Source organism: Pontibacillus sp. ALD_SL1, assembly GCF_017355605.1.
Window position 1 is genome coordinate 2,124,778 of the sequence record NZ_CP062974.1, and the last position, 22,876, is coordinate 2,147,653.

Sequence of the window (22,876 nt, forward strand, 5' to 3'; positions counted from 1 at the left end):
GGTCTGTAAAATGAGCTCACGCCCTAAAATTTTCGGTCAAATCGTTGATGAAGAAACGCGGTGTGTCCACTATCACACAAGCAAAGACGTTGTTGCAATTAAATTTTATTGCTGCCGTACATACTATCCTTGTTATAAATGTCATAATGAGACTTGTGAACACCCTATTTGTCGCTGGCCAAAAACAAAGTTCGAAGAAACAGCTATACTTTGTGGCCATTGTCAGTCGCAATTCTCAATCCACACATATTTAAGAGCCCCTTTCACCTGCCCACACTGCCAACATGCATGGAATGAAGGATGTGCCTTGCACTACCATATTTACTTTGAGGCATAGAACTTTCAGAAGAGAGATACACTAATGGTCGTAAAGGAGGCGTTACGATGTCGAATAAGAATAAGCAAGGAAAGAAACAAGGTAGTCAAAAAGGAAAACCTTATAATGACGCACTTGGAGCCAAGGATAATGTAATGTCAAAGGAAGAAATGAGAAGAGCTACACACCCAACCCAAACCACGATTGATGAAGACTGATTATACGATCCCCCAAAAAGGCATTGTGCAAAGCAATGTCTTTTTTAATGCTTCCTAGAATGTTTAGTATGGACTTTATTCCGTATAAGCCTCTTATGCGGAAGACTCGAAGCTGAGACACTTTTGTGTGCATAGGGCCGTTACGGTCATTGAGTGTTTGGGGTGTCTGCGGAAAGCGAGTGATTTCCCGAACCACCTCTCGCTCTAATAACGCAAACGGAAACATTCTCTTAGTTTTGAGTCTTCAAGATTACCGCCCTAGTCTGGAAGAAATTCAGCGAATTAACAGAATAGATAGAATTCTACCGAATGAGGCATTTGGATTGGATGAAGCGAAGAGAATCGTTTATGATAAAAATATGAAAATGAAACAGACTGTCTATCAAACCTTACTACATTGGCTTGCACGAATTACGGCGGCAGATCCTGGTCTGACCCGACTAGTCAATGCGGCAAAAGCCACGCTAAGCGTGATTTCCTCTGTACTCACTACAAATCTTCTACTAGATTGGCTCGATTACAGTTTAATTACCGTTCCGATCTTCTCCGGAATTGTAGGGCTCTTAGGTGTCTTTGCTGTATTTGACGATACGAGTCAAAAGCAAAAAGTCACAACGCTACTCCTCGCTTTATCAAGTGGAATAACACTTACCATTGGGGCCTGGACCTCTTCCTACTTCCACCTATCAGATGTTGCAATCTTGAGCGTTGTATTTTTAGCTTTTTATCTATCTCGTTACGGCTCCCGATACTTCTCACTAAATATGATTGGCTTTATCTCGATTTATTTTTCAACAATCTTAGATGTTCAATTCAACGATTTGCCAATATACTTCATCGGTATAGCAATCGGAGTGTTTTATGCATACTTCTATAAGTTTGTTGTACTAAAGAATAAACCAGAAAATGTGCTAAAAAGAAGCATGACCTCCTTCCACATACAAACAAACTTAATTCTCTCAAGGGTAATTCATATTATTCAACACCCATATGAGGATGAAAGTCAGCTACGCTATTTAAACCGCAATGTTTTAAAGTTAAATGAATATGCTCGAAATATTGCAGCACAACTTGGCGATGTGGACCCTTATGATGTATGGGAAGGAATAACAGCAAATCAGCTTCGGCTATATGTGTTTGATGTTCAAATGTTAATGGAAACTTTAACTCCTACTATTAAGCAACTTAAAGAACAAGAAGCACTTAGTCATAACGAGGTTCAAAAAGCCCTAGTACAATTAATCCAATCAACAAGAGACGTTAAGGTATTACGCCACCATAATGTCTTAGACCAGCTCCTAGAAGCTGAAAAGAGCGTCCAGCAACTTCGAGCTGTTGCGCAAGAAATTAATCAACAAGAGTATGATGAATGGTTATTCCTATTACGCCGACTCAATACGATGGCAAACCACGTTATTGAAGGTGCATTTGAGCTTCATGAAGTACGTCACAAGAATATAGAACGGGCAAATAAAGACGAAACATCAGATGAACCCTCTCAAGATGTGAAAAAGGAAGGGTTCGAACCTACAACCAAAAAAGCACTCCAAGCCTTACTAGCAGGTGCCTTATCGATAGCGCTTGGTTATTTATTAACCCCTACACACCAGTACTGGATATTACTTTCAGCATTTATTGTATTTATGGGGACAGATACAGTAGGAAGAACTTTCATTAAAGCGAATGAACGTACAATTGGTACCATTGCAGGTGCGATTGTTGGATTTGGAGTTTCCTTAGTACTAAGTGGCCATAGCACGTGGCAGGTTGCGTTTATCTTTTTGTGCATATTTATGGCGTTTTACTTATTTAACGTCTCCTATTCTCTAGCGATGTTCTGGATTACCATGATTATCGCCATGCTATACGACCTTTTACTAGGTGGCATTACGTATCACCTATTGCTAGCGCGTGTACTAGATACATTCCTAGGTGCATATATAGGATTCTTCTCAGCCGCACTAGTACTTCCAAACAAAACAAGAGAAAAAGTAACGGATACGACTATTTCATTTTTAGATTCCTTGTCTAAGTACATTGAGACTTATTTGATGGGCTTAAAGGGGAAAAACACAACCGAAAACTTGGCTGAAATAGCTTTTGACCTTGATCAGTCTCTTCACCAATTCAAGATTGACTCTGAGTCTATCCGCAAACGTCCAGCACGTTTCTTAAGATCTGATATCGAAAGATGGTTGACGATACTTGTGGCTACGAATTATTATGCCAAACACTTAAATGCGACTAGAGAACACGCACCTACAATCGATACTGAGTTAAAAGAAACAATTGACCACATTCAAGCTCATGTCAATCATAATATTGCAGCAATTAGTGAGATGTTACGTACGAAACGACATCAAACTATCTATGATTTAGAACACGATCGTGAGCGTATTGAGCGATATCCTGATCAAGATAACGATCTGTCAAAACGTATTTTCGTGTACAAACTCTACTACATTTGGCGCATCAATCAGTCCCTTGTATTACTCGCACAGGATATGGGCGCACCGATATCAAGACCTCCTGAATAAATTTAAATAGTAGAACTTTTCTGTTTACATGGACGATTTAACGTGCTAAACTTCTAAAAAATAAGGAAAAGTAATGATGAAGACCAACATAAATTTGTGACCCTTAGAGAGTCGATGGTAGGTGAGAATCGACGGCACAGTTTATGGGTAGCCCTTCTAAACTAGTGTCCGAAACCTAAAGTAGGCACACTCGGCGTCAACCGTTATCAGACTGGTAATTTTACCAAATGAGAGAACGACGCTTGTCGTTTATTAAAGGGTGGTACCGCGTTAATGACAACGCCCCTTGCTAGCAATACGTTAGCAAGGGGCGTTTTTTATTTTACCTTAAATACACAGGAGGGATTTCAAATGCTACAAGATCAAACATTTCTTCGAGCTCCAGGACCAACACCGATTCCAGACCGCGTGAAACACGCGATGAACCAACCTATGATTGGACACCGCTCTCCTTCATTCGCAAAGCTATTCGCGGATACGAGCGAACGTCTAAAGCCCATTTTCGGAACATCTCAACCTATCTATACACTGACTGCAAGCGGAACAGCAGCCCTAGAAGCAGCTGTTACGAATACAATCGCTAAAGGAGAGAAGGTAATCGTAGTTGTTGCAGGAGCATTTGGAGACCGCTTCGCAAACGTGTGTGAACATAATGGTTACAACACTCACCGATTAGAAATTGAATGGGGGCGCTCCGTTACATGTGAAGAACTAAAGAGTACCCTTGAAGAACATAAGGATGCAAAAGCAGTTCTGTTAACTTATAACGAGACCTCAACCGGCGTCATGCACCCTATTCAACAACTATCTCAAACTGTTCATCAACATAGTGATGCTCTTGTCTTAGTAGATGGGGTTAGCTGTATCGGAGGAGTGCCGGGTAACATGGATCAATGGAATTTGGATGTCCTTGTCACAGGATCCCAAAAAGCAATGATGCTGCCACCAGGGTTATCATTTGTTGCCTTAAGTAAAAGAGCTGAAGCCAAACTTGAAGAAGGGAATCCATCTTTCTATTTAAATATAAAAGCTTATCAAAAGCAGCTTGAGAACAGCATGCCCCCTTACACTCCTGCTGTCTCTTTAATCCAAGGACTTCAAGAAGTAAGTAAAATGATGGAGGAAGAAACGATTGAACATGTCTTCAATCGCCATCAAATTATGAAAGATATGACACGCGCTGGAATTAAAGCGCTTGGGTTACCGCTTCTTGCAAACGAAGAGGATGCCTCCCCTACCGTGACATCTGTTAGAGAAACGGATCAGTTTAAACCAGATGAACTTCGGAGCCTTCTCTCGAAACAATTCGGATTAACGTTAGCTGGCGGCCAAAAAGAATTAAAAGGGAAAATATTCAGAATCGGTCACATGGGATACTGCTCCCCAGCCGATGTCCTAACAACGCTATCTATGATTGAAATCGGCTTGCAACAACTTGGTGTAGATATTGAGCTAGGTGCAGGTGTTAAAGCAGCCCAGGAGGTGTATGTTAAACATGTTTAAAGTATTAGTAAGTGATCCAATTAGTGAAGACGGAATCAGAGCACTTCTAGATTCTGACCAAGTTCAAGTAGACCAAAAAACGGACCTCTCGCCTGAAGCGTTAAAGGAAACGATTCCAGAATATGATGGTCTAATCGTACGCTCTCAAACAAAGGTGACAAAAGAGATTCTAGAATGTGCGACAAAGTTAAAAGTCATTGGTCGTGCTGGCGTTGGCGTTGACACCATTGACCTAGAAGCTGCTACCGAACACGGAGTTATAGTAGTCAACGCACCGAACGGAAATACAATTTCCACTTGTGAACACACTTTCGCTATGCTTATGGCATCGGCAAGAAACATCCCTCAAGCCCATAAAACATTAACAGAGGGGAATTGGGATAGAAAAACGTATAAAGGCGTTGAGCTTAAAGGAAAGACGCTTGGTATAGTCGGTATGGGAAGAATCGGAACAGAAGTGTCCAAACGGGCAAAAGCTTTTCAGATGAATGTAATTGGCTACGATCCCTTCTTAACAGAAGAACGAGCTTCTCAAATTGGCATTCAAAAAGGTGACCTGGATAAAATCTATGAAAATGCAGATTTCATCACTGTCCACACGCCGCTCATTAAGGAAACTCATCATTTAATTGATAAGAGCGCATTTCAAAAAATGAAAAAAGGCGTTCGTATTGTAAACTGCGCTCGTGGAGGTATTATTGATGAGACTGCTCTCCTTGAAGCCATTGATGAAGGAATAGTGGCAAGAGCTGCTCTGGATGTGTTCGAAGAAGAACCACCAATAGATAACCCGCTCGTCGGCAAACCAGAAGTCATTGTAACTCCTCACTTAGGGGCATCCACCTCTGAAGCGCAATTGTATGTAGCAGAGGATGTGAGTCAGGAAATCTTGAACATTTTATCCGATCAACCGTTTCAAAACGCCGTCAATATGCCGGCTGTTAACGACGAAACAAGAAAGATTCTTGAGCCTTACTATTTATTAAGTGAGAAACTTGGAGAAATGATGATTCAGCTCGCCAAACAACCTCCAAGACACATTAAGATCAGCTATGCAGGCACATTGACTGATTTCAATACAGAGCTTGTGACCCGCACCTTTGTAAAAGGATTGCTTAGCCATTACCTTGGAGAGAAGGTCAATATAGTAAACGCAACTCACCTCGCCAAGCAATATGGGTTAAGCTACTCTGTTGAGAATACAACGGCTAGTCTAGGCTATTCTGGTCTAATTAGTGTTACATTAACAACAGATGAAGGAGAATATAGTGCAGCTGGAACTCTATTTGATGGTTTAGGGCCACGTATTGTTCATGTGAATCAGTATACGATCGACATCGCACCAACTGATCGTCTCCTCTATATTCAACATACAGACGTCCCTGGAATTATTGGTCATGTTGGTAGCTTACTAGGGAAACATGAAATTAACATCGCAACCATGCAAGTAGGTCGTAAACAAGTTGGTGGTCAAGCGATTATGATGTTAACGATCGACAAAGCCCTCTTTGAAGATGTACTAGGAGAACTGCTTCAAGTTGACCATATTCACTCTGCCAAAAATATAGATTTATAAAAATACGAAGCTGCTCTCTTTAAATAAAAAGCTGAGCAGCTTCGTTCGTTTTATGCCAATTTTCCTTTGAGGCCACGTGGATTCCTTTTTCTAGTCCTAAGCACCTTTCTTAAACTGTGTTCATATCTACTCTATCCGATAAAGCTATAACCATACCTCTCTTCTTTTACAAAGAATCAGACGCAATAATGGAACTCCTTGGCTGTGTTTGTTAGAATCAACAAAGAGTATACGTGTAAGGGGGACATCAAAATGAATATCGTGTCGATTGAACCGACACCAAGCCCCAATTCAATGAAGATTAACTTGAATGAACAATTAGCCGACGGAGAATCAAGAAACTATAAGAGAAACGATGATCTATCAGATGCGCCGGATTACATTCAACAACTATTTGCAATTGAAGGGGTAAAAAGTCTATATCATGTAATGGACTTTATTGCACTAGATCGAAATCCCAAGCACGCTTGGGAACATATACTACCTGCAGTACGTTCTGTATTTGGCTCAGTCGAACAACCAGCTATGGAAGAGACTGATGAAGGAGCACCAGATACAGAGGCGTTTGGAGAAGTAAACGTTTATATACAGATGTTTCGCGGAATTCCGATGCAGATTAAGCTTGAAGAAGGCGAGAGTGAGCAACGGGTAGGACTTCCAGAAAGATTTATGAACGCAGCCATGAAGGCTTCTCCTGCCTCACCTAATATGGTCATGGAACGAAAATGGGTAGAACAAAACCCTCGTTACGGGGAGCCTGAAGAGGTTGGACAAGAGGTCTCTGAGGAGATTTCAGCCAGCTACGATGACGACCGACTGGCGTCATTAGTAGAACAAGCTTTTGAAGAAAACGCAGGGGAGGTTCAAACGGGTCACGAAGAAGCGAAACAAGTAACGCTTGAAACGTTAGATGAGTCAGACTGGAAAGTGCGTTATGCTGCACTCGACCGTATGAACCCAACGTATAATGATCTTCCAGTATTAGATAAAGCACTAGACGATGAGAAGGCTTCTATACGCCGCCTTGCAACCGCCTATTTAGGAATGATTGAAGAACCTGAAGTACTTCCCTTTTTATACAAAGCTTTAAAAGATAAATCTGTAACCGTTCGTCGTACAGCTGGAGATTGTTTATCTGATTTAGGATTCAAGGAAGCCATGCCTGAAATGATTGCGTCCTTATCGGATCAAAATAAGCTTGTACGATGGCGAGCGGCCATGTTTTTATATGAGCTTGGTGATGAATCAGCTATCCCCGCTTTACAAGAAGCAATTCAAGATTCAGAATTTGAAGTACGCATGCAAGCTAAAATGGCACTTCGACGCATTGAAGGCGGAGAAGAAGCAAAAGGCTCTGTATGGCACCAAATGACTCAGGCAAGAAAAGAACAGTAAGATTTTAAGGAGGAATATAAAATGAACGCATATGAAGAATATATGAAACAAGTAGCTCAACCAATGCGCGATGAACTAACAGGCGCGGGCTTTACTGAACTTACAACACCTGAAGAAGTAGACGCTTTCGTTAGTGAAATGGAAGGAACTGCCCTTGTCGTTATTAATTCCGTCTGTGGTTGTGCAGCAGGCTTAGCCCGACCTTCAGCGAAAGAATCACTTAATCACACAAAACGTCCTGATCACATTGTGACTGTTTTTGCTGGACAAGATCGAGAAGCCACAAATCGTATGAGAGAGTATTTAGAAGGCTATGAACCATCCTCCCCTTCTATGGCTGTTATGAAAAAAGGCCAAGTCGTTCACTTTATCCCTCGCGAAGAGATTGAGGACCACGAAGTTGAAGAGATCGTAGCAAACTTAACCAACGCATACGACCAATTTTGTTAATAAAAAAGAGGGTGCATCTATTGAGATGCACCCTCTTTCTTTTGGCGACGATTTTCAACAAGCCTCAATCCCTTTGCGAAGGAGAATTGCTCCCTCCCTGCTTTCAACATAAGGATCAAATATCCCGTAAAACTAGTAATACTAAGAGCAAACGTTATGCGAACGGTGTAGTATAAACCTTCAGCAGGCTTGTCTAGTTCGATAATTTGCGACGCAAATAGACTAGTTAAAGCTGCTATAGCTCCGCACAATATTGTTAGACATAAGAGAGTTACAGATGGCCACCACCAACGTTCATTCACAAACAATTCTCGCATACCGAATGCCCCACTTACCATAACCACGATAAAGCTAGCCAATGTCCATATAAATAACTCTAGCATAGAATCCCCTCCGCTATTATCCTATGAACACCTTCTGATCTCTATAACCTATAGTAAGCAACCTCGTCCAATCATTGCTATGATGAAGCACCCGTTAACAAGTTAAAGCATTAAACGGTGCCAGACACCCACTATTTCGCTAAAGCATTAAAGGGTGTCTGGCACGTATCATTGCACTAATTTGTTAAAGCATTTGAATTATAAAGCTTCGTAAAGGTCTTTTATATTGTCTATTATGTTATGCTGGTTATTTTGTTCGAACTCATGTCTTGCTTTTTGACCTGATAGTCCGGTTAAGACAGCTACGAAATGACAGCCAAGGCTTTGTGCGGCTAGTCCATCTGCCAACGAATCTCCTACAATTACAACAGAATCTTTCTCTTCCTCAGTAAACGTATACTCAAGTGCTTCTTCAATACTTGAACGCTCTAACCACGCGAACATATACGTAAATGGATTTGGTTTCGCTAGCGGGGCTTTGTCTCCGTACCTATGCTCGGCTTCTAACACATCAGATGCAGTCGCCATACGGTTACGATCAAAGTAAGAAAGAATTCCAAGCCTCTCAAGAGGCTCAACTGTTTCAAGAGCCGGTCGGCCCGTTCCAATACCAAGTGTATAGCCCTCTTCTTTGAGCTTCGTAAATAGTTCATCAAGTTCTTCCATTGTAGCTAGCGGGGTTTCGATATGGACAAACCCTTCTTTTCCTTTTTGATAAGCTTTGCGCCCGATGGATTTCTCTGTTAAACCTTCTCCGACATACCACTCTTGGAAGGTCTCTCTTCCAAGCTCCCAAAGCTCACTATTGCGAGTAAATGCCATTGTCTCAATACCTGTCATTTCATAAGCAATATGATTCAAGTACGTGAGCAACTCACCTCGCATTGCTTCTGCCTCTTTCATAACAGGAACAAACGTTTTATAGTCTGGTTCTATACCATTCTTATAAAGCTCTCCCCCAATTTCTTGGAGCGTCTCGCGGTTTAACGTCTTCTCTTGAAGCACTTTCTTTACATACGACTCGTTTGTCTCACTTAACTTTGACAGCAAGCGAATGAGTTGGAAAGAAAATGTTAAATAAACCATGTCCCAGTTCGCGTTAATTCCTTTTGATTTAATAAGATACAAAACTTCATCATCCTGAAAAACTTCTGCTCGAAGCTCTCCTACTTCACTCTCTGTCACATCTGTATGGAACCGATCTGATTGAAGACCTAAATAATTCTCATTATGTATAAGCTCCCACACCGTTAAGGCTGAAGCATCAAAATACCTGTGCTCACTTAATAAAACACCATCAACATCAAATAGAATTGTTTTCCCCAATTGGCTCACCTACTCTTCTTAGAATTATGTCCTATTGTAGCAAGGTGAAGCGTAAAAGAACAGACTAAGCTTTCCTACTCTAACTATTGGTGATAGGACAACCCTAAACAGGCATAAGGTGATGAAGAGATGATCACAAAGGAGAGAAGCATATGGATAACTCCTCATATTTACAATCGTTTTATGACCCTTATGTTTACCAAACCCTTCAATCTGTAACGGGCAGTGAGGTTACCGTGCAAACCACACAAGGCTCTGTACGAGGGAAACTAACAAACGTGCTTCCAGACCATATCGTAGTGGAAATGAATAACACTCCGTTCTTCATTCGTACGCAGCAAATCGTTTGGGTGTTCCCATCATCTTAAACCTAAGAAAGGAGGCGTTCTTTTGTTTAAACGAGAGAATCGTATATTAGTAGAACTACCAATACCAGAGCATGGTGATCCAAACGCGATGGCTGCTGTACAAGAATTATTAGGTGGTAAGTTCGGTGAGATGTCCACACTTAACAACTACATGTTCCAATCTTTTAATTTTCGTGGAAAGAAAAAGTTGAAGCCTTTTTACGATTTAGTTGCAAGCATCACTGCTGAGGAGATGGGGCATGTAGAATTAGTGACAACATCGATTAACTTGCTCTCTAAAGATAATACGTTCCCAGGACCTCCTGACATAACACCCCTACAAGCTGGCAAAGATGCTCGTAACACGTATCAGTTTATTTCCACGGCACAAACAGCGTTAGTCGGAGACTCGATGGGGAATGCGTGGTCAGGAGATAATGTATTTAACAGCGGAAATTTAGTGTTAGATCTCTTACACAATTTCTTTTTAGAACTTGGAGCACGCACTCACAAAATGAGAGTGTACGAGATGACTGATCATCCTACAGCTAGAGAAATGATTGGCTATTTACTTGTGCGGGGAGGGGTTCACGTCGTTGCTTATGCAAAAGCATTAGAGATCGCAACAGGTGTAGATGTTACCAAAATGCTTCCTGTTCCAAACCTTGATAACTCCAAATTCGATTACGCAAAAAAATATGAAGAACAGGGTTTAGATAATATTTTATACACCTTTAGTGATACGGACTACAAAGATGTCAAACAAATATGGAAAGGACAAAATCCGGAAACAGGCGCCCCTTTAAAAGTCATTGAAGGTTCGCCTAAAGGAGCACCTGTTCCTGACTTGGATGATATTCCAGAACAATTTGCTCCTGGTGTAGACGCAGATGATTATAGACGGATCGCTAAACGCTTAATGGAAAATATGTAACCCTTAACTTAAAGTGAGAAAATAAAAAATAATCTGAATATACATTGACGGTTCTCATGATTTGTTCTATAATCCTTAACAAGCTAATACGATGAAAGACAAAACGAATATCTTATCTAGAGTGGCGGAGGGACTAGGCCCTGCGAAGCCCGGCAACCTTCAAGCAATGTCAGCTTGAGTGGTGCTACATCCTACAGGTCTGTGGATCTGGAAGATAAGATGAGGACTGTTACATACACCCTCTTCTTATGAAGGGGGTTTTTTATATGCGCTCCTCCCCCCTCACCTGTAAGGCAATTTTTCCTAGACTTTCATTTAACCAAGGAGGAATTGTTATGACTCATCAATCCCATAAAATGAAAGTAAAGCTCAAAGTTACTATAACTTTGAGCTTTTTAGACCGACTAAGATAGTTTAATCGGGTGGATTTGACTTACGCTGCAAGATCACCAAGAAGACGGTCGGACATACACACTCCACCACTTTATCATGCAAAAAACGAAGGATATTTGGAAGACGAAACAATATTCCACAAACTACAGGGCCCTCTTACAGAGCGAATTAACCTCCTTTCTACAAGAAGCTGGTTTTCGAAATATTTCTTGGCAATATCCAGAAGAAAGCGGTTATTACCAACCCGTTTTGCTGGCATGGAAGTAAGATCTGTCCACTCTTGATTAAAAGCGAAACCCTTAGCCTAAACTTGACTCCTTCTTTCAAATTCCCTAAGCTTAAAATTACGCATAATCTCTTCAAGCTTTGGTATCCTCCTCACCAAGGTTTAGCACCTCAATGAGGAATAGATAATAATTTATGATGGAGCCGATTATTATATAAGGTAGATGGATGCACTTGAATAATACGATTCATATTCCCTCCTAGTGAGGGGGGCACACCATAATATGGATCAACAGATTGGAGTCTTTTCTATGCAGCTGAAATGGCTGGGAGCTTTTTTCATTCTTACTGTTTTTCTCTCATCGTGCTCAACGGTTCAAACGTCAGATGAACCGATTAACATTCAAAACTATTCCTATCATGTAACAAACGAGAACGAGGAAAAGATTACATTTACAATTAATTTAGAAATACAAAATCAAACTAAAAATGAACGTTTTGTAAGCCTCATGTATCCAAGTTATATAACCCGTAACAAAGAAGGTACACAGCCTCCCTTAAGTATTGGAGCTGAGCAAGTAACTTATTTAACGAGAAGTATAACGGTTAAGAAGTCAGGTGAATTAACGGATAAAACCATCCAGCGAATTGTTGACGAAGAGATTCCATTAGTCGATGGAATTACGATTGGTAAGCGATATGAATTACCCTCTTCCTCTAAATAGAGGCTCTCGGTTAAGAGAGCCTCCTATATTGAATACTGGCATTCGTTTACTTTCGCGAGGCACCTTTTGGGATTAGAAAAACACCAAGGAGAATGACAACCATTCCTGACATCCATTGGGTCGCCACCATTACAGATCCTTGTATAGAAATCATTTCAGCTGTAACGCCCACACCAATAGTTGCTACTATTGCAAGAAGCGCCTCAACCCAACCATACATACTTGAAACTCTTCCAAGCATAAAGGTTGGGACCGTTTGTTGCACAAACGTATTAAATCCAGTTTGAACCCAAGCCATAAAGAAGGAAAGTAAAAAGAAACCTACTGCAGCTTGAACGGTGATCTCCGAAAATCCATAGAGTACATACCCAAAAGCTACAAGAGTAGCCCCTCCCCATACCATTAAACGGTTATCCAAGCGCTTATTCAATACTATAATAGTAAGGGCACCACACACATACCCTGCCCCTGCTATACTTACCAGAAATCCATATTCCTTATCTGATAGATATAATACATTTTTCGAAAATGCCGCTTCTAAAGAATCAATAGCAGTAGCTCCAACCATTAATAAACCAACTAAACAGTACGTCACCGTTATTCGTCGGGAGGTTTTCGTAAAATGCCAGACAGCTTTCAAGTCTTCTAGAAGTAAGCTTAAAGAGATCTTTCCTGATACTCCCATTTCATGTTCGAAGACCTTCATGCGGGGGAGCTTTACTAAAAGGAGAGCAGCTACCATAAAGCATAAGCCATTCAATGCAATAACACCATTTAAACTGCTTACCATAAATAATAAACCCGCAATAGCAGGACCTAATACAAAACCACCTGAATCCAACAGACTCCTCCAAGCATTAAATCGCTTCCTTTTCTCAACTGGAACAAGTTTTGTCATATAAGATAAAGTTGTTGGCTCACTTATGGAACTCGCCATATAAATTAGTAGGACAAGACCATAGATCAACGATAGGTTCGCTGTTGTTGCGATAATTAGGACAAGCGCCCCTCTAAAGAGGTCTAACCCTATCATAGTATTTCGCTGGTCGATACGATCAACAAGACTACCCGCCCATATGTTAGTCACTATCATAGCAGCAGGCCTTAACAAATATAAAATAGTTACGGCAAAAGGCGATCCAGTCTTATTCAATACCATTAAATTTAAAGCGATGAGGAAAATCCAGTCTCCAATTGTAGAAATCCCAAGCGCTGCTAGCAAAAATACTGGATCCAACCACTGTTTGTCTTTCTTTACACGATTCATTCTTTTCCCTCCTACAGCAAGATTAGATCTGATTTAGGAAGAATGAATCTGAATAGACTTCAACATAAAAACCCACCCCCAAGATCCGTTCATCTTGGGGGCGGGTCATTTCCGCGGTGCCACCCCAGTTTATTAATATGTCACCATATTAACCTTCTCAGGTACGGCATTATATGCTTATACCCTAGCTCTGTAACAGGAGCTCCTGGCACATGATCCCACAACTTGTTCCCACGCGCAGCTCAGAGGCTTGTTTCAGTCAGACGTTTCTACCCTCTTTCACCAAGCGAGAGCTCTCTGTAAGAAACGATTTGGCCTACTCTTCTCTTCATAGCTTTTTTATAATTCCTGCAATATTACCAAAACCAACCAAACATGTAAACCCCAAATGCATTAATTACTTTAACAGGATAAAGGGTGTCAGACACCCTTTATCTCACTAAAGTGCATCTGACTCTAGTCTTGTTGTTTCTTTAATGCTTCTTGGAGGGATACGTTTTTGAGTTTTCTTCTAGAGAAGAAAAGTGAGACGTAATACGTTAATAAGATGATTACAAGACTAACCAGAATCATCAGCCAGTTCAATTGAACAGGCATTGCAAATCCAGTCTGTTCGACAATTGAATTCATAAGCTGATCAATGCTAAGAATTCCAATAGGAACAGATAATATGAACCCTAGAAGTACGATTGGGGTATAGACGTTAATAATCAGTCTTGAAATTTCTTTGTCTTTGTACCCCATAACTTTAAATAGAGAAATAGAAGGCGAATTCTCTTCTACAATTAAATTCGTAATAAGCGTTAAGACAATAACCCCAATTAAAAATGCGAAACCTGCTATTCCAAATACAGAATAACGTGTTAAAGAAGAAGTTGATTCAAAATTCTCAATAATATCTTGTTTATCCTCTATAAATAGCACGTCTTCTGAGTTATCAGGCTTACCTTCTGTCCACTTGGCTGTATATACCTCTGTTGGATAGCCAAGAAATTCGTTGACTGCTTTTCGCTCACTATAAATAGAAAAGCCGATATAAACCTTAGCTATACCCGTAACTTCTTTCTTAATCATTTTATTATTGTACGCATTCTTAAGAGTAATTGTATCCCCTTTTGAAAGACCAAGCGCACTTGCAAACGGTTCGCTTAATACCACCCCATTATTAAGTGTTGAATTAAGCAGTTTTCCATCTACGTTTTTAAGCTGAATGTGTTCAGTCTCAGGTTCTATTCCGTAAATCATAGACTGCTGCTCAATAGTTTTGGCCTTTTCTCCATTTATTCTGGTAATCTCTGCTTCAGCTACTGTAAATGGGCTTTCTCCTTGATCTGTCTCTGCTTGTTGTAAGCTTTTGTAATGAGCAGCGTAATTATAAGTCATGATATCTTTATAGGTTGAATCTACAATTCCGTCCATCCCTTTGTACATCGTGGCTCCAAAGATCAACAGAATACTAGAAAACATGACTCCTAAGAGAATATAAACCGCCCTTGCTTTGCTTCTAGCTAACAGTCGAATACGAAATCGAGAAATAAAGCTCCCTTTATTAATAATCGGCAATCGTTCTAACAACGACTTCTTCCCTTTAGATATATCCTTCGGTCTTAATAAATCTAACGGAGACTGTTGCAAAGGTTTCCTGATAACAAAGTACGTCATGATAAGCAAAATAACATTTGGCACGAAGAAGCCAATTACAAGTACTTTAGGATCCCAATCAAAGTAGGAAATGCTAGGTAAGTTAAAGTAATTAGAGTAAAGATTCGTAATGGGAATCGATAAACCTGCACCAGCTGCCACCCCTAAGAAGGACCCAATGAGGCCAATGATTGTCGCATACGTCATATAATGCTTGGTCAGTTCTCTGTTACGATATCCTAACGCTTTCATGGTGCCAATTTCTTTACGCTGCATTTCTAAGCGTCGTTTCATTATCATAAGAACCATTAAAACAGATAACGCTAATATGAATAGCGGTAGTGTTGTAATCATCGTCTCTGAACTTTCAATCTCAGATTCTACGAATTGAATACGAGGATTTTCCTCCTGGTTCATCCACTTCAATAAAGAATAGTTTTCAGTAACAGCTGATTTAAAGGTATTCCTTTCTTCGCCTGAAGCTCCGTGCCCTAAGATTTGAGTTACTGTTTTATCTGCAATAGATTGAAGTGTATCTTCGGCTGTCACTCCAATCCCAAACGTATGCGGATCACTCAAAAGATCACTTTCCCGTTCAAGAACATAAATATAATCCGGAATATACATAAAGCCTGTTACTTTTAATGTTCGACTATTTACCTCGATTTCATCTCCAACGGTGATATTATGAGCTTTTGCAAAGACCGGAGATAGAGCGATTTCACCTGCTTCTTCAGGCAGTTTCCCTTCCGAGGCATATGGGATATTAATCTCGGTTGTATTTGAGAATAACCTAAGAGTTGTATCACTGTCCTTGTAAGGAACATCTCCGTAAAGTCGCTCTTCTAAAGAAAGATTATATTCCTTTTCCCATTTTTCAAGCTGATCTGAAGAAAGTTCATTAGCTAAAATCATATGGAAATCTTCTTGCATGAATTCTTCCTTAAATTGGGCATTTCGGTTATCCAAAGTTGAGATCCCCATCGACATGGACACATATAGCATAATGGATAACATTAAAAGAATGATTACTCCAAAATACTGAAACTTCTTCTCTTTAAATTGACGAAGAATGCTTTTTCTAAGAATCATACCCATTTCACCTTCTCTGGATCAACCGGCTTTTCATTATAATAGTGCTTAATAATTTCACCGCTTTTCATTCTAACTACCTTGTGAGCCATTTCTCCGATCCCGTTGTTGTGAGTTATAATACAGACAGTTGTTCCATACGTCTCATTTACATATTTTAAAAGACTAAGGATTTTCTTACCTGTCTCTTCATCTAATGCTCCAGTTGGTTCATCACAAAGGAGAACGCGAGGGTTTTTTATAAGGGCTCGCGCGATTGCAACGCGCTGTTGTTCTCCCCCACTTAATTGATAGGGGAACTTATCCTTTTTGTCCCACATGCCAACCTTCTCTAAAGTGTCTTTCATCTTGAGAGGATTTTGGCTTAACTCTCTCCCTACTTCTATGTTTTCTTCAACTGTTAATGTTGGCATAAGATTGTACTGTTGAAAGATGAAGCCAAGGGAGTGCCTTCTATATTCTGTTAGTTCCTTATCTTTCATTTTCGTCAATTTAAAATCATGAACTGTAATTTCCCCTTCATCATGGCGGTCAATGCCCCCAATTACATTGAGCAATGTAGATTTACCAGAACCTGATGGTCCGAGTATAGCCACGATTTGTTTGTCAGGAATTTCAATAGACGCATTCTTTAACGCATGAACGGTTACTTCACCACTTTGATAAATCTTATTCACATTTGATAGCACGATACTCATACGCTCATCTCCAATTCAAAATTTGAAATATAAACATAAAATCATTTCATTTCTACTTCTGAATTCATCTTACCTCAGTATATGAAAGAAGACAATATTTTTTGAACTAAATAAATCATTTTACTTCAAAACCTTTATCCCTTTACCTATTTAAAGCAAAAAAGCGTGCCAGACACCCTTTAACCAAGTAAAGGGTGTCTGGCACGCTTTCTTACTGTGAAGCAATAAAAAACAAACTAGCGATGTGAGCTAGTTTGTTCTATCGTCAGTTCGGTTTATTTTTTTGAAGTCGTCAAGAAAGTCCTTTTGAAAGCTTGTTGTGGGGGTTGCGTTTGGTTTGGCTTTTAATTTCTTAAATGGATTGGAACCATATTTATCAGTGAGTTCTCCGATAGCAGAATACAATTTTTCGTTTTTCGCTTCATTCTCATATGTGAATAAGTCAAGTTGCATGATCGCATCTTGTTTTTCACTAAGGTCTTGCGCTGTGACGCCCATAAGTCTTATAGGCTCACCGTTCCAATGGTCCTCCCATAGCTTCATTGCATATTGATAGATCTCTTCCACTTTGCTTATATATTCAGGTAGTTGTTTACTCCTTGTTATCGTCTTTCGATCATGATAGCGAATCATTAACTGAATGTTCCTTGAAACAACTTCTTTATTCTCCATCCGGTCTGCTACTTTTTGAGATAACTGTCGCAGTAATTTCGTAATCTCATTATCATCCGTTGTGTCGTGGGGCAATGTTTGAGAGTTGCCAATACTTTTGAACTCACTCACTGCATCCGGGTCAACTAGACGATCGTCAATTCCGTTCGCACGATTTTGCAGGCGTTCTCCGTTAATCCCGAGCTTCCCTTTTAAAGCATAAACATCAGCTTTAGCTAAGTCTTCTATTGTTTCAATATGACTGGCATTTAATTTCTCAGCCGTTTTCTCTCCAACACCGTACATCTCCCGGACTGGCATTGGCCACAATTTACTAGGGATATCACGCTTCCTAAGTACAGTTATTCCCATTGGCTTTTTCATATCAGAAGCCATCTTGGCAAGGAACTTGTTTGGAGCAATTCCTATTGAACAAGGAAGTTCAAGCTGTTCCATAACGGTATCTTGAATCCACTTCGCAATTTCGAGAGGGGTGCCCTGATCAGCACAATCTGTTATATCCATATAACCCTCATCAATCGAAACAGGCTGTACAAGAGGTGTGACTTGGGAAAGAACAGAGAACATTTCCCTTGATGCTTTACGATAACGTTCAAAATTTGGACGCATAACAATCATATTGGGACAAAGTCGTCTTGCTTGCCACAAAGGCATCGTCGTCTTCACACCTTTATCCCGAGCTTCGTAACTTGCGGTAACTACAATTCCCTTCCGTTCTTCAGGGTTTCCTGCAATTGCAAGAGGTTTCCCTTTTAATTCAGGGTTGTAAGCCATCTCAACAGATGCATAAAAACTATTCATATCCACATGAAAAATGACTCTTCCATTCTTCGGGTACCACTTCGACAAAACCAGAACACCTCCTCTCTAACGAACATTCGTTCTACACTTATTGTAACATATTTACCTCTCTTCCGCTTTCCCATCAAGCTTTTTAATACAGTAAAGAATAAACGCGTGCCAGACACCCTTCACCATAGTAAAGGGTGTCTGGCACGATCTGCCTTAGTAAAGCAATGAAACAGAAAAAAACCCTTCCAACTATAGGGAGCTTGGTTCTCCTCTCTACAGGTTGGAAGGATTTTCTTCCCCTTCGTTTGAACAAGCAGCTTGATTTTCTTTATTTATACAAGAACCCAGCGTGTTCGCTGTTCTTGCGGCTGCTCGATTGTAAATCATATCAAACTTACTTTTCGCAAGCCTGCGCTTCGCAATGGATTCAAAAGGATTTTGTAGTACCTTTAAATATGATTCCAGTTGCTCTCTCTCTTCTTGAGTTAATCGGACTTTCATAACAAACCTCTTTCCGTGGAGTATTTATGGTTCCTTTGTTGCCGCAATTTCATCGGAAGAGTCTTTCTTACGGTACACATGCGGACTTCGGTCCTCTTCTGAACAGGCTAATTTTTGTTCATAATCAATACAAGCATTTTCAAGAGATTCTTTTTGATACTTTTGAATGTACGATAACCCTGCGTAACCTGCAAGTAACGACGTCACAATAATGGATAGCTGATTTTCAGTCCCTGTCAATGTCACAGTGCTCTTTGCAATAATACCAGCGCCGACTCCAATAATTAGATCTCCTATTACGCCTAGCTCAAACAAGATTGGGTCGGTATTCTTATTATCTCCGTACCGAATTCCTACTAAAAATAATAGGAAGCTAACACACGCATTTGCAATCGTAACGATCAGCATTAGCGCCTTGATCAATCCCCGATGGGAAGAACGGCTCCACTCCTCAAACCCCTTGAACTTGAAATCAATGCTTACGATTGGAAGTAAAATACAAGCATTTCTCTTATAATGACCAATCAAAGCCCCCACTAAGCTTACTAAAATCGCCAACTTAAAGATGTCCCACAGCTCGACTAATGAATAAACCTGATCCATATCATCACCCTTCTCTATAGTATTAACCTAATGATACTACTAATGTTAGAATTTTCAATCTTTTTCATGATAATTGAATCCATAGCATTATAGGTTGTCACATTTCAATAGGTAAAAAGGCTATTTTAAACACGAACGCATGTACCTTTAGACATAGCCTTTATACCCCCTTTAGTTATATACACCCATTTTTTGTAATATCCAAAAAAGGAGAACACCGAATAACAGCGCTCCTCCTTTCGTTACCTTAAGCTTATTCTGTTTAACAGCTTTACCATATGCTAGAGGTTAATTCTTGCCTGTATACCACAACAACGGAAACCAACATGATACCTATGCCCCCCCAAATCGAAGCTTTATTTTTCTCATACCACCCTGTTAGAATAGTTCGAATCCCCATTAAAAAGAATATGGCTGTTAACGCTGCTTTCGACTTGAATTGGGTATACATATAATCTCCGTACTCACCTTGACCATTAATGATTACCGTTCCGCGATCTAGAGAAAGAAACACAATAAAACAAATCGCTTGCAAAATCGTTATGATCGGAAAAATGATGCCGTGGGTCACTCCTTTTTCTTGCAAATACTTATGTACATTAGATTGAAGCTTTTTAGAACTAAAGTATGCGATGAGTAAGCTTATGAACAATAACGGCACTCCGTACCACAAAGCATGACTCAACGAGATGTTTTTAAGAACCCAAATCATGATTCCCAAACCAAGAAAATAAAGAGCGATATACAGATAATTAGGACTACGATCTTTTTCTTGATCCACTATTACATCCCCCACTCCATAATATCCTGAAATTGGAACCATATGCAATGAAATACACCCTGATTTATCATATAAATCAGGGTGTATCTTTAAGCCATAGTTTCCATGAGGCTGAAGGTGAGTAGCTATTCTCTAATAAAAAGCGAGTTCGTATAAACCTCCGCATTTCTGGATAAGTTAATCTCCTTTACGTTCCATTGAACGAAGAACAGCTGTTAACAGAACAGCTCCCACTACCATAACAGCACCTACCCAAGGAGTATGCTCAAGGCCGATGGAATCTACAACGAATCCACCAACGAAAGAACCGATTGCAATACCAACGTTAAAGGCTGCAATATTTAATGCTGAAGCAACGTTGACGGCAGATGGTACATATTGTTCAGCTAGGTTCACAACAAGAATTTGTAAAGCTGGAACGTTCATGAATGCAAAGAGACCCATAAAGAAAATCGTAATTAAACCAAGCACCTTAAATGGTGCTGTTACCGTTAAAATGAATAATATTATAGCTTGGAATACGAACATCCAAAACAGAGCTTTAAGTGGATTTTTGTTAGATGCTTTCCCACCAATAGTGTTACCTATTGCGACTGCAAGCCCGTAAAGAACTAGGATCATGCTTATCCAACTTGCGCTGAATCCTGTGATATCTTCTAATATCGGAGATAGATACGTAAATGCTACGAACGTACCTCCATACCCTAGACCTGTAATAACAAAAGCTAAAATCAATTTACCATTGGTTAAGATCTTAAGTTGTTCACTAAATTTAGCTGGTGGTGCTTCTTTAAGGTCTTTCGGAACTAATATGGCACTAGAAATAACACCAATTAGACCAAGTAACGCTACCCCCCAGAATGTTGCTCTCCAACCAAAGGCTTGTCCAATAAATGTACCAAGTGGAACCCCTGTTACAGTTGCAACTGTAAGTCCTGTAAACATAAAGGCAATCGCACTAGCCCGCTTATGTTGCGGAACTAAATCGGCAGCAATCGTTGCACCAATAGAAAAAAATATTCCGTGTGAGAAAGCCGTAATAAAACGAGCTACAAATAAGACAGTAAAACTCGTTGATAATGCTGCTACTGAGTTACCAACGATAAATAAAATCATTAGAGACATAAGAAGCGTTTTCCTATCCACCTTGGAGGTTATTGCTGTAAGAACCGGTGCACCAATTGAAACACCTATTGCATAACCTGAAATCAATAAACCAGCCAACGTAATAGATATCGATAAATCATCTGCAATTGATGAAAGAAGTCCTACAGGAACAAATTCTGTTGTCCCAATACCAAAAGCACTAATCGCTAGCGCTAATAGCGCCAGAGTGCCTCCTTTAATTTGAGTTTGATTTGCAGCTTGTGTGTTAGAACTCATGAAAGAGATCCTCCTTTTAACATCTTTTTAACCAAAAGGTAAGGCGCCATTACCTTTCGAACGTACATCGCATTATGCAATGTACTTCGTCATTACGGAAGTACGTACTTTAAAGTACGTACTTTAAAGTACGGTAGGCACTAAAAAGTAACTATGTTTATTCACTACACAAAACCTTTCTTAACGACTTGCCTATTGGCTCACCGCCTTTACAACAATTGCTATTATGCCGTGTAACGTCAAAAGACAAAAGTACGTACTTTCTTGTAGCATAGATACCTGGAGGTAACGTTTAAGAGCTGCCAAGGGTTGAGAGGGGTAATTTTTTTGAGGAACTAAAAAAGGACCACCTTCATGGTGATCCTTCTTTACTCGTTATTGCATAGGTTGTTGATTTGTTTGTGCATAACTTTGAAGCATCTGGTTCATATCTTGAGCATCTAACTGAGGAACTTGATAATACCCGTGCTTATTTTGGTAAAGGAATATTTCATAAGACATTTCGATCAAATTCGGAACGCTGTCTGCAATAACACGTCTCAGTACTGGATTGGTCATTTCTAACGCAGTCATGGAGAATAAACTAGCCAATGACTTTGTCTGCCCTAGCATATAAGCAGATAACCCCTTATCTGATAGTTCTTGTACGGTTTGATTGGGCTTTTTAGGCTGACCAGGCTTTAACCCGTATACTGTTGTATGATCCTCTTCCATTTTATACACTTGAGTAGAAACAGAGGGCTTATTACCTGTAGTGAAGCTCTCAACGATTGTATTGTACATTGTCTCGATAAATGTATATTGGCGATTTAGAATGTCTTTCAACTTTTGATCTTGAATGTGTTGCTCATACATTTGGTATTGATCCATTAAGCTAATAACAGAAGCAATGACTTCATGCGCATCAAAAAGCTCATGACCTCCGTGATTTGTAGATGGAGCCCTTGTTTTTCCGTTATTATTTGAGTTTGGCTGCTGTTGTTGCATGATACCCCTCCTATAAATTAAGTCAGTCGTTAGTGTTCTCTTATAAAAAGTTTCTATGTAATTAACGAATATGCGTGTCCCCCCATAACAACACAAGTGAATCCGGGCGTTGCCTATCAGACTCAATAAGT

At 40.0% G+C, this 22,876-nt stretch carries 21 protein-coding genes, 1 riboswitch and 2 other annotated features; of the genes, 10 read left to right on the forward strand and 11 right to left on the reverse strand.

The genetic code is table 11. The features are described 5' to 3' along the window. Nucleotides 1–10 precede the first annotated feature (10 nt). The 7 genes from IMZ31_RS10760 (at nucleotide 11) to IMZ31_RS10790 (ending at nucleotide 7,995) form a co-directional block, all read left to right on the forward strand. Nucleotides 11–337 carry a CHY zinc finger protein gene (locus tag IMZ31_RS10760; protein WP_207527379.1) on the forward strand — a complete coding sequence of 109 codons (327 nt, stop codon included), beginning with the start codon at nucleotides 11–13 and terminating at the stop codon, nucleotides 335–337. Nucleotides 338–384: 47 nt separating this feature from the next. Continuing rightward, entirely contained in the window at nucleotides 385–534 is a 150-nt protein-coding gene (locus IMZ31_RS10765) for a hypothetical protein (RefSeq protein ID WP_207527380.1), read from the forward strand. Nucleotides 535–857: 323 nt separating this feature from the next. Next, nucleotides 858–3,071 carry an FUSC family protein gene (locus tag IMZ31_RS10770; RefSeq protein ID WP_207527381.1) on the forward strand — a complete coding sequence of 738 codons (2,214 nt, stop codon included), beginning with the start codon at nucleotides 858–860 and terminating at the stop codon, nucleotides 3,069–3,071. A gap of 64 nt (nucleotides 3,072–3,135) precedes the next feature. Next, nucleotides 3,136–3,361 (forward strand) — a binding site (T-box leader). A 61-nt stretch (nucleotides 3,362–3,422) separates the two neighbouring features. After that, a complete protein-coding gene (locus tag IMZ31_RS10775) occupies nucleotides 3,423–4,574 on the forward strand; it encodes a pyridoxal-phosphate-dependent aminotransferase family protein (protein ID WP_207527382.1) in 1,152 nt (383 codons plus the stop codon). Further along, complete coding sequence (serA, locus tag IMZ31_RS10780) at nucleotides 4,567–6,150, forward strand: phosphoglycerate dehydrogenase (RefSeq protein ID WP_207527383.1); 1,584 nt, start codon at nucleotides 4,567–4,569, stop codon at nucleotides 6,148–6,150. Before IMZ31_RS10775 ends, serA begins: the two co-directional genes overlap by 8 nt. 252 nt (nucleotides 6,151–6,402) lie before the next feature. Further along, nucleotides 6,403–7,545, forward strand: a complete 1,143-nt coding sequence (locus IMZ31_RS10785; protein ID WP_207527384.1) for a conserved virulence factor C family protein — start codon at nucleotides 6,403–6,405, stop codon at nucleotides 7,543–7,545. A gap of 21 nt (nucleotides 7,546–7,566) precedes the next feature. Further along, nucleotides 7,567–7,995 carry a BrxA/BrxB family bacilliredoxin gene (locus IMZ31_RS10790; protein WP_207527385.1) on the forward strand — a complete coding sequence of 143 codons (429 nt, stop codon included), beginning with the start codon at nucleotides 7,567–7,569 and terminating at the stop codon, nucleotides 7,993–7,995. Between the two features lie 17 nt (nucleotides 7,996–8,012). On the opposite strand, the gene IMZ31_RS10795 is transcribed toward IMZ31_RS10790, so the two are convergent. Next, nucleotides 8,013–8,378, reverse strand: coding sequence for a hypothetical protein (locus IMZ31_RS10795; RefSeq protein WP_207527386.1), 366 nt, complete (start codon nucleotides 8,376–8,378; stop codon nucleotides 8,013–8,015). A 198-nt stretch (nucleotides 8,379–8,576) separates the two neighbouring features. Beyond that, the gene (locus tag IMZ31_RS10800) at nucleotides 8,577–9,704 is read right to left on the reverse strand and encodes an HAD family hydrolase (RefSeq protein WP_207527387.1); all 1,128 of its coding nucleotides are present in this window, start codon (nucleotides 9,702–9,704) and stop codon (nucleotides 8,577–8,579) included. Between the two features lie 152 nt (nucleotides 9,705–9,856). Between IMZ31_RS10800 and IMZ31_RS10805 the strand changes: the two genes are divergently transcribed. The 3 genes from IMZ31_RS10805 to IMZ31_RS10815 all read left to right on the forward strand — a co-directional run bounded on the left by IMZ31_RS10805 (nucleotide 9,857) and on the right by IMZ31_RS10815 (nucleotide 12,328). Beyond that, nucleotides 9,857–10,072: a YuzF family protein gene (locus tag IMZ31_RS10805; protein WP_207527388.1), complete on the forward strand. Its 216-nt coding sequence runs from the start codon at nucleotides 9,857–9,859 to the stop codon at nucleotides 10,070–10,072. A gap of 22 nt (nucleotides 10,073–10,094) precedes the next feature. Beyond that, nucleotides 10,095–10,985 (forward strand): manganese catalase family protein, encoded by an 891-nt coding sequence (locus IMZ31_RS10810; protein WP_036779729.1) that lies wholly within the window; start codon nucleotides 10,095–10,097, stop codon nucleotides 10,983–10,985. A 109-nt stretch (nucleotides 10,986–11,094) separates the two neighbouring features. Then, nucleotides 11,095–11,206: riboswitch (SAM riboswitch) on the forward strand. 681 nt (nucleotides 11,207–11,887) lie between these two features. After that, complete coding sequence (locus IMZ31_RS10815; protein WP_207527389.1) at nucleotides 11,888–12,328, forward strand: hypothetical protein; 441 nt, start codon at nucleotides 11,888–11,890, stop codon at nucleotides 12,326–12,328. Between the two features lie 46 nt (nucleotides 12,329–12,374). Here the strand turns inward: IMZ31_RS10815 and IMZ31_RS10820 are convergent, their stop codons facing one another. From IMZ31_RS10820 to IMZ31_RS10860, 9 genes are all read right to left on the reverse strand, one after another. Further along, nucleotides 12,375–13,595, reverse strand: coding sequence for an MFS transporter (locus tag IMZ31_RS10820; RefSeq protein ID WP_207527390.1), 1,221 nt, complete (start codon nucleotides 13,593–13,595; stop codon nucleotides 12,375–12,377). 93 nt (nucleotides 13,596–13,688) lie between these two features. Continuing rightward, nucleotides 13,689–13,936: a binding site (T-box leader), on the reverse strand. A gap of 115 nt (nucleotides 13,937–14,051) precedes the next feature. Then, on the reverse strand, nucleotides 14,052–16,328 hold the full coding sequence (locus IMZ31_RS10825) for an ABC transporter permease (RefSeq protein ID WP_207527391.1): 2,277 nt from the start codon (nucleotides 16,326–16,328) through the stop codon (nucleotides 14,052–14,054). Further along, complete coding sequence (locus IMZ31_RS10830) at nucleotides 16,325–17,026, reverse strand: ABC transporter ATP-binding protein (RefSeq protein WP_207527392.1); 702 nt, start codon at nucleotides 17,024–17,026, stop codon at nucleotides 16,325–16,327. The genes IMZ31_RS10825 and IMZ31_RS10830 overlap by 4 nt, the downstream gene beginning before the upstream one ends. 249 nt (nucleotides 17,027–17,275) lie before the next feature. Further along, complete coding sequence (locus IMZ31_RS10835) at nucleotides 17,276–18,547, reverse strand: DNA polymerase IV (protein ID WP_207527393.1); 1,272 nt, start codon at nucleotides 18,545–18,547, stop codon at nucleotides 17,276–17,278. A 216-nt stretch (nucleotides 18,548–18,763) separates the two neighbouring features. Beyond that, nucleotides 18,764–18,991: a hypothetical protein gene (locus IMZ31_RS10840; protein ID WP_207527394.1), complete on the reverse strand. Its 228-nt coding sequence runs from the start codon at nucleotides 18,989–18,991 to the stop codon at nucleotides 18,764–18,766. A gap of 24 nt (nucleotides 18,992–19,015) precedes the next feature. Further along, entirely contained in the window at nucleotides 19,016–19,594 is a 579-nt protein-coding gene (locus IMZ31_RS10845; protein ID WP_207527395.1) for a hypothetical protein, read from the reverse strand. A gap of 271 nt (nucleotides 19,595–19,865) precedes the next feature. Further along, entirely contained in the window at nucleotides 19,866–20,375 is a 510-nt protein-coding gene (locus IMZ31_RS10850; protein ID WP_207527396.1) for a hypothetical protein, read from the reverse strand. Between the two features lie 177 nt (nucleotides 20,376–20,552). Continuing rightward, complete coding sequence (locus IMZ31_RS10855) at nucleotides 20,553–21,758, reverse strand: MFS transporter (protein WP_207527397.1); 1,206 nt, start codon at nucleotides 21,756–21,758, stop codon at nucleotides 20,553–20,555. Nucleotides 21,759–22,133: 375 nt separating this feature from the next. Continuing rightward, on the reverse strand, nucleotides 22,134–22,745 hold the full coding sequence (locus IMZ31_RS10860) for a spore coat protein (protein WP_207527398.1): 612 nt from the start codon (nucleotides 22,743–22,745) through the stop codon (nucleotides 22,134–22,136). Nucleotides 22,746–22,876: the final 131 nt, after the last annotated feature.

Bases quoted from the DNA above. Each gene is read 5' to 3' on its own strand.
- IMZ31_RS10845 (WP_207527395.1), bottom strand. From the start codon at position 19,594: ATGGATCAGGTTTATTCATTAGTCGAGCTGTGGGACATCTTTAAGTTG.
- IMZ31_RS10760 (WP_207527379.1), top strand. From the start codon at position 11: ATGAGCTCACGCCCTAAAATTTTCGGTCAAATCGTTGATGAAGAAACG.
- IMZ31_RS10855 (WP_207527397.1), bottom strand. From the start codon at position 21,758: ATGAGTTCTAACACACAAGCTGCAAATCAAACTCAAATTAAAGGAGGC.
- IMZ31_RS10790 (WP_207527385.1), top strand. From the start codon at position 7,567: ATGAACGCATATGAAGAATATATGAAACAAGTAGCTCAACCAATGCGC.
- IMZ31_RS10805 (WP_207527388.1), top strand. From the start codon at position 9,857: ATGGATAACTCCTCATATTTACAATCGTTTTATGACCCTTATGTTTAC.
- IMZ31_RS10830 (WP_207527392.1), bottom strand. From the start codon at position 17,026: ATGAGTATCGTGCTATCAAATGTGAATAAGATTTATCAAAGTGGTGAA.
- IMZ31_RS10825 (WP_207527391.1), bottom strand. From the start codon at position 16,328: ATGATTCTTAGAAAAAGCATTCTTCGTCAATTTAAAGAGAAGAAGTTT.
- IMZ31_RS10785 (WP_207527384.1), top strand. From the start codon at position 6,403: ATGAATATCGTGTCGATTGAACCGACACCAAGCCCCAATTCAATGAAG.
- IMZ31_RS10840 (WP_207527394.1), bottom strand. From the start codon at position 18,991: ATGAAAGTCCGATTAACTCAAGAAGAGAGAGAGCAACTGGAATCATAT.
- IMZ31_RS10860 (WP_207527398.1), bottom strand. From the start codon at position 22,745: ATGCAACAACAGCAGCCAAACTCAAATAATAACGGAAAAACAAGGGCT.
- IMZ31_RS10775 (WP_207527382.1), top strand. From the start codon at position 3,423: ATGCTACAAGATCAAACATTTCTTCGAGCTCCAGGACCAACACCGATT.
- serA (WP_207527383.1), top strand. From the start codon at position 4,567: ATGTTTAAAGTATTAGTAAGTGATCCAATTAGTGAAGACGGAATCAGA.
- IMZ31_RS10795 (WP_207527386.1), bottom strand. From the start codon at position 8,378: ATGCTAGAGTTATTTATATGGACATTGGCTAGCTTTATCGTGGTTATG.
- IMZ31_RS10820 (WP_207527390.1), bottom strand. From the start codon at position 13,595: ATGAATCGTGTAAAGAAAGACAAACAGTGGTTGGATCCAGTATTTTTG.
- IMZ31_RS10815 (WP_207527389.1), top strand. From the start codon at position 11,888: ATGGATCAACAGATTGGAGTCTTTTCTATGCAGCTGAAATGGCTGGGA.
- IMZ31_RS10765 (WP_207527380.1), top strand. From the start codon at position 385: ATGTCGAATAAGAATAAGCAAGGAAAGAAACAAGGTAGTCAAAAAGGA.